The following is a 13087-nucleotide window of genomic DNA, read 5'->3' as shown; positions in this document are numbered from 1 at the left end:
AGTGTATTCACTAAAATGTTTCCCAGTCATCGTCGTCATTATCTTTTTGTTTTTTTATATCAGGACGTTGTAACGGAACCAATGTATTGGTTTTAACGCTGCTCTTCAGTTCCCCTGCCTGTATATGAAAGACAGACACAGCCTGAGCCAGTCTGCCTGCCTGTTCCTCAAGTGAAGCTGCGGCAGCAGCAGACTGCTCGACTAATGCGGCGTTCTGCTGGGTAACTTTGTCCATCTCTGTCACCGCCACACCAATCTGATCAATGCCCCGGCTTTGTTCATCTGATGCAGAAGTAATCTCGCTCATAATATCGGTGACCCGTGTAACAGCGCTGACAATTTCATCCATTGTCTCCCCGGCATGCTCAACCAGTGCGGCGCCGGCATCGACTTTTCCGACTGAATCCTCGATCAGGGTTTTGATTTCCCGTGCGGCCTGCGCACTGCGCTGGGCAAGATTGCGGACCTCTCCGGCGACAACGGCAAATCCCCGGCCCTGTTCACCCGCCCGTGCGGCTTCCACGGCGGCATTCAGTGCCAGAATGTTGGTCTGGAACGCAATGCCGTCAATCACACTGATGATATCGGCGATTTTCTTCGAGCTGTCACCTATACCACGCATGGTGTTTACCACATCATCGACAACCTTACCTCCGCGCTCAGCAGTTTCAGAAGCCGTTAATGCCAGATGGCTTGCCTGGCGGGCATTATCGGCATTCTGTCGAACGGTGGCCGTCAGCTCTTCCATGCTTGCAGCTGTTTCTTCGAGGGATGCTGCCTGCTGCTCTGTCCGGGATGACAGGTCATTATTTCCGGCTGCAATTTCACCGGCCCCGTTATAAATGGCTGTCACTCCATCACGGACATCACCGACCGTTCCTGCCAGTTCATGTTGCATATGTCTCAATGTATTGGCTAACATACCAATTTCATTGTTTCCTGTAACATTAACCGGAGTAACCAGGTCACCTTTGGCAATCAATTGAATACTCGATACAATGCTATTTAATGGCGTAATAAGCATTTTACGGATACCGAGCCAAATTAGTGTAACAAGAACAAAGACAATAAAAATTATAAATATAAGAAGAGATATTGACTGCTTATAAGCATTTTCATTCATCTCCACAAGATTAGTGTATGCACTGTCATTTAACTTTATATTTTCACTGTATTCAGTTTCAAAGTTATCTTGATATCTTTGAGTCGGGTGTTTTAAATACTCATCTAATTTACCATCACGCAAAGATTTAGATAAATACAAAAGCTCAGAATTGTATTTATTAAATGAATCATCTAATTTACTTCCGTCATAATTAACCAGAGGTTCTGGTAGTGACTTGAATAACTGAAATTCATCTGTTGCTTTTTTAAGATGCTCATCAGCTGAATTTAAAAGAGGTGCGACACTCTCATCAACAACGCTACCATTTAATCCTAATCGGCTCGCCGCCCGGCTCAAATCCATTCTGGCTTTTAATAAATCGATCCATGCATCAGCAATTGCATCAGAACGGTCTCTTAATTCGCTAACAGTATTAAATCTATGATTGAATTTATTTACTGTTTGTAAAGAAAAACCACCGGAACCTAATTGTAATATAAAGAATAAAACTAAAAAAAACAGGAGCGATGTGGTAATTCTAATTTTATTTAACATTGAATATTACCTCTTTGAACCATAAATAACCATGATTTCATATGGGTTATTTGCAAGTTATTTTTATTATTGAGTGTGACAATTTTTTCATCAGTTCTATTGCCATCTTTTTTACTGCTGCTTCTTCATTATAACAAATGATTTTATTTTATTCTCACTGGCAATCAATCAATAACAGCTCTTTTTGTTCGTTTTATCTCTGGATTTTTATTTCATTTTGCTACAGATGTGTGCAGTTGGTCTGTTTGTGAATAAGTTGATATTTGACTAAGCCTTGTTCCAGTGGAGATGGTATCTAAATTTAGAGTGCCGATGAATATAATTTCAAAAGATTATATTATGCGCTAAGCACTCTGAATAGATCAGGACAGACGGTAAACCCTGGGTACTCCGACAGTCTGCCTGTCGTCTGCGATTAACAGCAAGAGAGACCAGACGTCAACGATATTGTTAATAATATATATCTTCTTGCTATAAATATTCTGCTTTTTTATAGTAAGATAGGACGATACTTTATGATATGAAATCATATTGTGATTTGTAATAAATTAAATACCATTTGATTGGTAAGTGTACTTAAATTCTATTTTATTAATAATTTATCAAGGAGCAGGTATGTCCGTGAGTTCAAAAAGAAGCACAATTTCAAAAATCCGTAAAGATATTTCTGATCTACAAAAAAAACTATCAGATGAAGTAAGAAAAAAAACACAATTGCAACAAGAAATAATACAGTTACAAGAGAGTATTGATAAAAATATCTCACCAGACACTATAACATTAAAGCTTAATCAGATAGCGCGTCATAATAGTGACGTAGCTAGGCATTTAGAAAAAAAAGATGAAATTTTAAAAAAAATAGCATCAAAAAATATTGATCTTCAACGCTATGAATTACAGCTATCCCAAGATGAAGAAAATGAAAGAAAAAAACAAGATCTTGAGATAAAGAAGCGAGCAGAAGAAAAAATTGAATTTGAGAAAATACTAACCCGTGAAGAGGAGGCAAGAAACAGAGCTGTACATACTCAGTTAGCTTTAAGTAAGCAAGCTCTTGATAACGAAATTCATGATGTGAATACCAGCTTACAACATGACGTTTTCATTTCTCATGTCAGGGAGGATAAAGATGATTTTGTTCGCCCATTTGCTCGTTATCTGAAATCACTTGGTATTAGTGTCTGGTATGATGAGTTCACCCTGCAAGGGGATGATAGCTTAATAAAGAAGATAGACAGAGGTCTTGCTAACGCAAAGTTCGGCATTTTGGTTATCTCAAGAGAATTCGTTAATAAAGACTGGGCTGAATACGAAGTTAACGACCTTCTTGCTAAAGATATTAATGGCACGGGACGGATTCTACCAATTTGGCACAATATAACAAAAAGTGAAGTTATAAACTTTAGTACATCACTTGCTGATAAAATGGCACTAACAACAGCCCATAATACAATCCCTGAATTAGCAAAAAAGCTACTTCCTATTCTTATTGAATAGTTGCTGAATGCGATCCCGTTATTCTGCACATTTCTAAGCTCTCACCTTATGGGGGGGCTTTAAACTGAACAATTAAATTTTACGTAGAGATTTTGTAATACTTGTGACTTTATAAGTAGTTAAATAAAAAATTTCGTTCAATTTCACAGATCTTAATTTATCATTTTGATAAAGATGACTGGAATTTTTTCCGAACAAAAATCTTTTTAATCAAAGTGTTATTGTCATTATTCTGAAATATGATATAGAATTTTGAGTGGTTGGCTATGATGAAAAACATATCTAAGATATAATTAAAAGACTGATGGCGTATATAAGTTAAATATTCTATGAGAACTTTTTTTTCAGAATTAAGCTATTAAGTAAAGGATTTGTCTTTAAAATTAGCCTGTGGGCTTTGATTGGCATGTCAGTTCCTTTGCTTGGTGGGCTTGATGTTTTTTCAGGTATAAATTTCTTACCACGGACGATATTAAGTCCTGAGCCGATTCTTAATATTTTAGCGACCAGTTTACTTACGGTGACTACTTTTTCATTAGGTATTATTGTTTCAACCTATAGCTCGGTTTCCAATCAAGCATCACCACGTGCTACCATATTAATTACAAAAAACCCAACGATTTTGTATGTGTTATCAACATTTATTGGATCTTTTCTCTATAGCCTTGTTGGCGTAATCGGTGTCTACAGTGATTTTTACACGCCAACAGGTAAGTTTTTTGTTTTATTCGTTACCGTTGGGGTTTTAATTATTGTAATTATTGCTTTTGTTCGCTGGATTAATCATTTATTCGTATTCGGTAGAGTTAATTATATTACTTCGCAGCTATTAGACGTTACATCTGATGCTTTGATGGCACGTAAACCATTGCGTTCAATGGGAGCAAGATTAAGCTTAGGTCCTCCTCCATCTTTTCCACAGACCTGTCAGGTTTATTCTATGGAAATTGGATTTATTCAATACATTGATATTAAAAGCCTTAACTCCTGGGCGAAAAACAAGGGCGGGCATATTTACATTGGTATTAAAATTGGTTATTGGGTTAATTTATCCCATTTACTTTTAACTTCAACCGTGGAATTATCCGATAGCGAAAAAAAACATTAATGACATATTTTATAATTAAAACAGAGCGTGTTTTTGATTATGATCCGTATTATGGATGTGAGATTTTGAATGAGGTGGCAATGAAGGCGTTATCACCAGCGATCAATGATTCAGGAACTGCAAAATATGTAATTGCACAATTAATATCTCTGCTATCTCACTGGAGTGAAAAACCGGGTTCAGAGCAGCTATATTATCTTAATGTATCTATGCCTATGATTAACGAAGAAGAACTTATAGCTGTTTGTTTTGATTCCCTCATTCCTTTAATGAAAAATGATTTACAGTTAATTGGGTTTTTTATCAATAGTATTGTATCCCTTGAGCGGATTAATTCAGTATATTGGAACCTGCCGATAAAAAAACGTCTTAATTTTTTGCTATCACAGATACCTGATGGTATCAACTCAGAGGATTTGCGACAGTTAGTCAGATCTTTTCTGACCAAATGATTTTAATTACCAGTGCATAGAAACGATAACATTATGCTGGATATAAAACATTTTTTAATCAATGTTTTTATAAGGATGAAACTTTCTCATAAGAGTGTGTAATTTTCATTTTTCTGATAAAATATAGGAATTGTATTTTTTGTTTTAAATTTTATCTTTTGGAGATGTAATGAAATCATTATCTTATTTATCTGTTATTACTGAGAAGTTAAATGATTGGCAGTATAATTTACTGTGGCAATTACCCAATATTGTCATTGCGGGTTTGTTAATTGTGATCTTCTATATTTTGGCAAAATCCATGAAATGGTTTGTTCATTTTACATTAGAAAAACGCCATCGTCGGGCTTTGGCAGGTGTAATTAGTGTTTTTATATTTTAGGCAATAATTCTGATTGGATTATTAGTAGCTGTAACGCTGATATTTCCTTCTGTTCAGCCTGCCGATATGTTATCCACTCTGGGGATTGGTTCGGTGGCATTCGGATTCGCATTCAAAGATATCTTACAAAATCTGTTGTCTGGAATATTGATATTACTCCATCAGCCCTTTAAAATTGGTGATACTATACGTATTAATGGGTTTGAAGGAACTGTTGATGAGATTGCAACTCGTGCTACGTATTTAACATCAGAAAATGGTGATATCATTGTTATCCCGAATGCTATAATTTACACTGGGGCTTTGGTCGTTTTGACGCACACAACGAGAATCTAGGAAAACAGGGGCACTAAATCTATTGAGGCAATCTAAATACCTGATTTTAGTGTGCGTACTGAATTGTGTTCCGGAGACAAAAGGGCGCTTGTTGGCTAAATATAACAGCGGGCGTCGTTCTTTGTCGCTAAAAAATAATATATTTGATAACAAATATTTTAGTGAAAGTGATGATATTCCCAAAAAGTATGTGAAACTTAAATGTGGATTATTGTATAAATGTTGGTTTTTTATAAAATCTGGAGGTTTGATGTATAAAAAAATCAAAAACCTCTTCTTTCTTCCGGCAGCAAGTGGAATAATTTTAATGATCTCTGCAGTATCGGGGATTATTATTGCTAATAGCTTTCTGGCTGATTTTTATTTTTCCATTCTGGAAGCATATATTGGTGGTTTATCTATTCTGCATTGGATTAATGATGGATTGATGGCGGTATTTTTTCTATATGTTGGTTTGGAGTTAAAAAGGGGATTTTTAGTTGGTGAATTAGCAACTAATGCTCAAAGAATTTTACCCGGAGCGGCGGCTATCGCAGGATTAACAATGCCTGCATTTATTTATTATTTATTTAATAAAAACAGTTTTGATGCCATGAGTGGTTGGGCGATTCCTGCAGCTACAGATATTGCATTTGCGTTAGGTATTTTAGCTTTGTTAGGTAATCGTATCCCTTTATCACTTAAAATATTTTTAACGGCATTAGCTATTATTGATGATCTTGCAGTTATTGTTATTATCGCTGTTTTTTATACTAACAATATTAATTTATCCTACTTGTTAGGCGCGTCTTTAAGTATTGTTTTTCTTATTTTTTAAATTTTAAAAATATAACGAGGCCTTATTTATATGTGTTGGGTGGGTTAGTGCTCTGGGTAATGATTTTTAAATCAGGTGTTCATGCAATACTGGCTGGTGTCATTTTAGCTTTAACAATTCCGCTGAATCAGGTTAAAAATATTTCACATGGAGAATCTCCTTTAATTACATGGGAGCATCGGCTAAGTCATTGGGTCAGTTTTTTTATTATACCTATCTTTGGATTAGCTAATGCAGGCGTTTCATTTTCTGAGCTAGACTTATCAATGTTAATACACCATGTTGTTTTAGGAATTACATTAGGACTATTTTTAGGTAAGCAAATAGGGATTTTTGGTATTGTTTATTTAGGGGAGAGAATGAAGTTATTTAAACGTCCTGCTGGTGCATCCTGGTTACAGGTTTACGGTGTTGCATTATTATGCGGGATAGGTTTTACCATGAGCTTATTTATAAGTGTGTTAGCTTTTGTTTCTCCTGAATTACAATCACTCAGTAAAATTGGAGTGTTTTTAGGTTCTCTTTTTTCCGGTATTTTAGGTTATCTTATTTTGAGATTCCATTCTATACTAACAGATAAAGAACCCCATCGATATTCTTCTTTAAAATAATATATTTGATATAAATAATATGAGGTTTTTTTAAATGAGGTGGTAAATTAAAACCACCTCGTCATTATCATGGGTAATTATGATTTATCGACAATATGAATAAAATGAATATGTTTTTCATATTGATCCAGGATGTCATGAATAATTTGTGACTCACTCCATCCCATAATATCGTAATCTTGTCCGCCTTCTTTTAAATATACTTCAGCACGATAGTATTTTTGAGATTCATTATTTTCATCATCCATTCCTGCTAATGCAAAAGAAGGGGTCAGGTAGTCTCGTAATCTGATTTCATAGAGAAAATTGAGATTATCACTAAACTGAACTTCTAATGTGACTCTATCATCCCGGTCACTATGAATAGCTGCTTCTGTACCTTGCTTTGACAGCTCTGCTACCACCGATTGCATGGCTGGCTCGATCACTTCTGCCATAAAACGTTTAACCTGATTACGTTTAGGAAAATACGCTATTTTTCGTAATCTGCGTTGCCATGATAATCCGCCTCTTCCCGCATTAGGAGCTAAGGTTGCGAGTTGTTGGCTATCTTTTTTGTAGACATCAATACGTAAGGCTTTAAGTAATCCGACAATAGCAATTAACAGAATGATGGCAAAAGGCAGTGCGGTAGCAATAGTCATAGTTTGTAATGCAGTTAATCCACCGGCCAATAATAATGTAATTGCAACAGCACCCATCAGAAAGGCCCAAAAAATACGTTGCCAAACTGGGGTATGTATTTCACCTGCTGAAGCTAATGTATCAACGACCATTGCACCAGAATCCGCAGAGGTGACAAAAAAGACGATAACCATCAGCATTGCAACAAAAGAAAGCACTGATGAAAACGGAAAATAATTTAAAAACTGAAACAACGCCAGCGCCACGTCTTCCTGAACTATCTGAGCCAGCACCTCAGCACCTTTATCCCGGATAAGAAAAATGGCGCTATTACCGAAAAAAGTCATCCATAGCAGCGTAAAACCAGCAGGGACAAACAACACGCCGGTAACAAATTCACGGATTGTTCGCCCGCGGGAGATACGTGCGATAAACATTCCCACAAAAGGTGACCATGACAGCCACCAACCCCAATATAATAATGTCCATCCTCCTAACCATTCTGTAGATTGGGGTTCATAGGCATAAAGGTTAAAGGTCTTATTGATAATATCGGAAAGATAGGCTCCTGTATTTTGTACAAATGACTTTAGTAAAAGTACTGTTGGTCCTAAAATACCGATTAATAAAAGCAGGATCCCCGCTAAGCTCAGGTTTAACTCAGAAAGAATACGGATTCCTTTATCTAAACCACTTACCACGGATAACGTGGCTAACCCAGTTATGATAACAATCAAAATGACCTGCATAGCAGGACTGACCGGAAGTCCAAATAAATGAGCCAGACCTGCATTGACCTGCAGAACCCCGAATCCCAGGGATGTGGAAACACCAAAAACGGTACCGACAACGGCAAAAATATCGACAGCATGGCCCATTGGTCCATAAATTCGTTCACCAATGAGTGGATACAGTGCTGAACGTAGTGTAAGTGGTAAACCATGACGGTAACTAAAAAATGCCAAAATTAAGGCTACAATCGCATAAATAGCCCATGCATGTAATCCCCAGTGGAAAAATGTAATTTCCATTGCTTCTCTCGCGGCCTGAACTGTCTGCGCATCTCCGACCGGCGGTGCAAGATAATGCATTACGGGTTCGGCTACACCAAAGAACATCAGTCCTATCCCCATTCCTGCAGAAAATAACATTGCAAACCAGGACAGATAACTAAATTGTGGCTGAGAATGGTCAGGGCCGAGTTTGATTTCCCCAAACCGGGATAGGCCTAAATAAGCAACCGTCAATAAAATCAATGCAACAGCAAGAATATAAAACCAGCTGGCATTCTCAAACAGTTGAGCTTGTAGTGTTTTAAGTAATATTTCAGAACGTTGTGGAAAAATTGCAGCTATCGCAACAACACACAAAATAATAAATGCTGAAGTAAAAAAAACGGGGGGGTTTACTTTCCCCCATTTTCTTTTTTTTTCTGGTGATAATGCCATATTTATCCCTTTTTAACATGTATTAATCATTGTCATGGTATTAGTCTTGTATTATAAACATAAGTTATTAAATTAAACCATTATCTAGTAATATCTTCTTGCTAAGGACTCTCCTGTTAGCATGTAAGTACGCTCGTTTCAGTTCCATACACTGTTCGAGATTTCGTTATTTTCAGCTAATAATCGGTATTCTTCCGGTTATATTCCCTCAGCCCGTATTCCCTGATCTCCCGTACTTCATTCAGTGTCCGGAACAAATAAAAATCCAGTATTACTCCATGCTCTTCCGCCCAGAGTGCCAGTGTCAGTGATATAAGCTCCGGACCATTATCCATCCGCATTTTCACCGGGTATCCTGTTTGTAAAAATACACCGTTCTGCTCAGCGATAAGGACCGGCAGGCGTGACGAATGCTCATCGAATACTATTCGATAAGGTAACTGACAAGCTCCCGCTTTACCGCTGTTTTTAAAGCTTTTTTTCGATAACATTCTTCAGAGCTCGGCACTCAAGACTCAGATCAGCAAACATCTGCTTTAATCGCCGGTTTTCCTCTTCAAGATCTTTTAATTTTTTAATATCAGACGCTTCCATCCCGCCGTATTTGGCTTTTCAGTTAATGGGATGGACTACCTCCTCCCTCTGAGGTTAACTGAACGAAATATACTCAGCAGGAGCATTATCATGAATGTTATCTATCTCGGTATTGATCTGGCTAAAAATGTTTTTCAGCTTTGTGGATTAAATCAGACGGGTAAACAGGTTTATAAAAAACGTACTGATCGTAAAATTCTTGAAGATGCTGAAAATGGTCTTAGCGTTAGAATGCGCAGGACGATTGCAGAACTTTATGATCTCTTTAACGATCTTGGTCGTCGTATAAGCTTTTTTGATAAAGAAATTGATGCTGTGTTCAGGCAATCAGAAGCCTGCCAGCGCATTGCCAAAGTTAAAGGCATTGGCCCTAAAACTGCTACTGCAGTTGTTGCTGCGATCGGCAAAGGAACTGAATTCAAAAATGGCCGTCATTTTTCAGCCTGGTTGGGACTTGTACCAAGGCAGCACTCCAGTGGTGACAGACAGGTGCTAATGAACATGACCAAAAAAGGCGATAAGCACCTGCGAACCTTATTTATTCATGGAGCCCGGGCAGTCGTTAGAGTAGCTACAAATAATAATGAGGGTTACATTAAATCAATGGGTTAATCAGCTAAAAGAGCGACGAGGATTTAACAAAACAACCGTTGCAGTCGCCAATAAAAATGCCAGAATTATTTGGTCAATTCTTCACAATGAAACAGAGTACAGACCGGCAGTGTAATAGCATACCTTTAAAAGTTGCAAAGTATTAAAAAATGGCCACAGGTTGAACCTGCACGATCGGAACCTGACTATTATATTGGCCTTCGTGGCCGTCCGGTTGTTGAGGCGATTGTGTGCGGATTACCCATTTGGACACAGATATTTCTGATGCCGGATAGATGTAAGCAACAACCTAAAACCTGATTCAGTACTTGCAAAACGGAGGTAGTCCATAGATGTAGTAGCTGGCTTCGGATATATCGGCTTCACGGCAGACATCTTTGATTGTCCGTCCGGCTTCGACGGATTTCAGAACGGTGATAATCTGATGTTCAGTAAATCGGGCTTTGCGCATAGCGATCTCCTCAGGATACATATCAGTATGGATGAAGATCTCTGAAAGTGAATGGGACTTTTTTCCGGGATACTTACAGAATAAGCGCATCCCCGACTGATTGCCCGGTAAGATGTATTGTGCTGTTTTCTATACCCGCGTCACGTAAAATTTGCTGTGCGGTCAGCAGCTCTTCCTTCTTACCGTTTACCATGACAAGGTGGGACTCCAGCCCCTTGACTAAGGGGCTCATCGTAAGACGTTCCAGGTTTCTCCTGCTTTCTTCACTGCCATCATAAGTCAACATGACTGCTGTAACACCACAGCATATCTTCCTGGCTCAGATGCTGCTTTGTGTGCTGCCCCGTCCTGTGGTCGTAATAATGGTGAACAACGGTCCCGCCGTTGTAATGGCGCAGTTTTGACGCCGCTACCGGCGGACGTTTCAGGTAACGTCCCAGATAATTGACATTTTTCCGGACATGTTTGGTTTTCTTCGCAAAGTGAATTTTCCAGCAACGCTGATACTGCGATTCCAGAAACTGGCACCATTCCCGGTAGTCGCGGATATGCCTGTAGCCTGCGGCGGCTAAATCCAGCGAAGCAGAGTGCTGACGAAGCAGGGCAATGACAGCCTGACTCCAGTAACGCTCAACCACCTTCTTTTTAAAGAAAACTGAGCGCCAGACGCCGTGTTTGCGGCATAACCCGACACGGGTGACTGATAAATGAATATGCGGATGCGGGTTAAGCTGGCGTCCGTAAGTGTGCAGGGCGACAAACAATCCAATTTCAATGCCCATTTTTTCCGCCCATTTCAGCAGGGTATTGGCGGCACAGGCAAACAACTGATTGAGTAACGGCCAGTTAAGATTAAACGCCGGCCAGAGTTTATCGGGCATGGTAAAGGTGATGTGCTGCCATTCGCAGTCAGGCAGGATGTGTTGCTGCTCTGCTATCCATTGCTCGGTGGCTTTCATGCCGCAGGCGCTGCACCCTTTGCTTTTGCAGCTCTGACAGAAATATTTGGTGTGTGTGCAGTGAGCAGACTCACAGCAATAACGGCGTATCCCCATGGCCCCGGGCCGCAGGCGAGCATGCGCTCAATGACCAGTTTGGTCCATTCAGGGATAGTATGACCGCGATTGATGAGAAGGCGGTTCCAGCCGTCATCAATCTGAAAGAGAAGCTTCGCTGGTTGGGGGATATACATGCACGGAATTATAGCGTGAGACGGTTGCTGAGGACAGCCATTCACTTACCGAGTCTTAGCTCCGCCGCAGGCGGCTATTGTTCGGGAAGTCGGATAAAATTTATAAGGACAAACAGTGTTGTGTTATATGTTTCTTAACACAAAACAGGTAATTCTGTTTTCGGGGGATTACCGACTCATTCTTTGCAACAACTTCAGATTAAAAGATCAGGAACGACCACTAAAATAGTAAAAAATATAAATTTTACACTAAATTAATTTTCGTCCCTATTATTGAGTTGTTGTGCAGTATTATTAATTTATTTCCGTTGATAACGGGAAGTTACAATCGAATAATACCGATGTTTGCGCACTTCCGGAAGGTGATGATACATAAAATCCCAGAAATGCTTCCGGAATTTTAAACGTTTCATACTTCGTCGAGAATCCTGAAATCGTTATTTTGTTTGTTGACGATACGGGTAAGGTTGTTCCTGTACTATTACCGAATAATTTACAAGTTAGCCTGGTGTCGCCATCATCTACTGTTTTTTCCAGAACATCATATTTCAGTGTAACATTGTTTGATGTTGAGGTTGAAAGCCAGTTAACACACTCAACCAAAACATTATCCACATCATAATTATAAGAGAGTATTTTCTGATTGTCTGAACCATCATACAAATACAGGTTATCCTCAGACAATGATGTTTTAACAGATATATCTTTATTGCTGAATGCACAGGCAACCTGTAAATCTGTCTTTGTCGTAAAATCTAATGTGTCCTTGGTATAACCTGAATCTTCGTAATCTTTACATGCTGATGAATTTGCATCACACACACGCCCAGCTGATGAGGTACTCACAGTATATTTGTTGTTTCCACCTGTCAGTGACGTAATATCGTTTCGCTGTATTTCAACAAGCTGATTTAGATCAACACCATGAGCCTCTGCCACCCGTAACGCATTATAATGTGTTGTCGCACTCATCAGTTCCTCATCAAAACTGCCGTCTCCCCGTAAATCAACAAAACCGGTTTTAATTACTTTATCATTACCACCGGATGTCACTTTATAATTCAGCGTACAGGACTCCAGCTTGTTATTTGTATAGGTTTTTCTGCATGTATTTGCGTGATTAGTATCATGACCCTCCAGATACTTATGAATCAGTTCGAATGAAAATATAGTTGCGGTCGTTTTTACATTTTCGACCTGATAATGTGCATACGAACTACATGACAACATAACTAATGTCATGGCAATTGTTTTATTTTTCATTATATTACCCTTATAAAAACAGAGCTGAATTGCCGGTACA

The 13087-nt window shown here is 38.7% G+C and carries 12 protein-coding genes and 3 pseudogenes; 7 read left to right on the top strand and 8 right to left on the bottom strand.

Annotated features, from left to right (window positions below):
* Nucleotides 1–10 precede the first annotated feature (10 nt).
* Nucleotides 11–1660, bottom strand: a complete 1650-nt coding sequence (locus ACF8OF_RS00525) for a methyl-accepting chemotaxis protein (protein WP_392495373.1) — start codon at nt 1658–1660, stop codon at nt 11–13.
* A 615-nt stretch (nt 1661–2275) separates the two neighbouring features.
* Here ACF8OF_RS00525 and ACF8OF_RS00520 point away from each other — a divergent pair.
* The 6 genes and pseudogenes from ACF8OF_RS00520 to nhaA all read left to right on the top strand — a co-directional run bounded on the left by ACF8OF_RS00520 (nt 2276) and on the right by nhaA (nt 6863).
* The gene (locus ACF8OF_RS00520; protein WP_392495372.1) at nt 2276–3157 is read left to right on the top strand and encodes a toll/interleukin-1 receptor domain-containing protein; all 882 of its coding nucleotides are present in this window, start codon (nt 2276–2278) and stop codon (nt 3155–3157) included.
* A gap of 406 nt (nt 3158–3563) precedes the next feature.
* Nucleotides 3564–4265, top strand: a complete 702-nt coding sequence (locus tag ACF8OF_RS00515; RefSeq protein ID WP_392495371.1) for a DUF2254 family protein — start codon at nt 3564–3566, stop codon at nt 4263–4265.
* Nucleotides 4265–4717: a DUF2254 family protein gene (locus ACF8OF_RS00510; RefSeq protein WP_392495370.1), complete on the top strand. Its 453-nt coding sequence runs from the start codon at nt 4265–4267 to the stop codon at nt 4715–4717. Before ACF8OF_RS00515 ends, ACF8OF_RS00510 begins: the two co-directional genes overlap by 1 nt.
* A gap of 169 nt (nt 4718–4886) precedes the next feature.
* Nucleotides 4887–5099, top strand: a complete 213-nt coding sequence (locus tag ACF8OF_RS00505; RefSeq protein ID WP_392495369.1) for a hypothetical protein — start codon at nt 4887–4889, stop codon at nt 5097–5099.
* A gap of 66 nt (nt 5100–5165) precedes the next feature.
* A complete protein-coding gene (locus ACF8OF_RS00500) occupies nt 5166–5435 on the top strand; it encodes a mechanosensitive ion channel domain-containing protein (protein ID WP_392495368.1) in 270 nt (89 codons plus the stop codon).
* Nucleotides 5436–5685: 250 nt separating this feature from the next.
* Nucleotides 5686–6863 (top strand): annotated as a pseudogene (nhaA, locus tag ACF8OF_RS00495) (Na+/H+ antiporter NhaA).
* Between the two features lie 77 nt (nt 6864–6940).
* On the opposite strand, the gene ACF8OF_RS00490 reads toward nhaA, so the two are convergent.
* From ACF8OF_RS00490 to ACF8OF_RS00480, 3 genes and pseudogenes are all read right to left on the bottom strand, one after another.
* Nucleotides 6941–8935 carry a BCCT family transporter gene (locus ACF8OF_RS00490; RefSeq protein WP_392495367.1) on the bottom strand — a complete coding sequence of 665 codons (1995 nt, stop codon included), beginning with the start codon at nt 8933–8935 and terminating at the stop codon, nt 6941–6943.
* Nucleotides 8936–9111: 176 nt separating this feature from the next.
* The gene (locus ACF8OF_RS00485) at nt 9112–9270 is read right to left on the bottom strand and encodes a hypothetical protein (protein WP_392495366.1); all 159 of its coding nucleotides are present in this window, start codon (nt 9268–9270) and stop codon (nt 9112–9114) included.
* Between the two features lie 17 nt (nt 9271–9287).
* Nucleotides 9288–9547, bottom strand: a pseudogene (locus tag ACF8OF_RS00480) (transposase); the annotation flags it as partial.
* A gap of 72 nt (nt 9548–9619) precedes the next feature.
* Here ACF8OF_RS00480 and ACF8OF_RS00475 point away from each other — a divergent pair.
* Nucleotides 9620–10256 (top strand): annotated as a pseudogene (locus ACF8OF_RS00475) (IS110 family transposase).
* A 186-nt stretch (nt 10257–10442) separates the two neighbouring features.
* Here the strand turns inward: ACF8OF_RS00475 and ACF8OF_RS00470 are convergent.
* The 4 genes from ACF8OF_RS00470 to ACF8OF_RS00455 form a co-directional block, all read right to left on the bottom strand.
* Complete coding sequence (locus ACF8OF_RS00470; RefSeq protein ID WP_392495365.1) at nt 10443–10592, bottom strand: transposase; 150 nt, start codon at nt 10590–10592, stop codon at nt 10443–10445.
* 73 nt (nt 10593–10665) lie between these two features.
* Nucleotides 10666–10824 carry a hypothetical protein gene (locus ACF8OF_RS00465; RefSeq protein ID WP_392495364.1) on the bottom strand — a complete coding sequence of 53 codons (159 nt, stop codon included), beginning with the start codon at nt 10822–10824 and terminating at the stop codon, nt 10666–10668.
* A gap of 40 nt (nt 10825–10864) precedes the next feature.
* Nucleotides 10865–11647: a transposase gene (locus ACF8OF_RS00460; protein ID WP_392495363.1), complete on the bottom strand. Its 783-nt coding sequence runs from the start codon at nt 11645–11647 to the stop codon at nt 10865–10867.
* A 431-nt stretch (nt 11648–12078) separates the two neighbouring features.
* A complete protein-coding gene (locus ACF8OF_RS00455) occupies nt 12079–13047 on the bottom strand; it encodes a heme utilization protein (protein WP_392495362.1) in 969 nt (322 codons plus the stop codon).
* Nucleotides 13048–13087 lie beyond the last annotated feature (40 nt).

It is taken from the genome of Morganella sp. TYF_1 (genome assembly GCF_043105645.1).
GTDB lineage: Bacteria > Pseudomonadota > Gammaproteobacteria > Enterobacterales > Enterobacteriaceae > Morganella > Morganella morganii_B.
Note: the sequence above shows the minus strand (reverse complement) of the source record. Positions and strands in the feature narration are given on the sequence as shown.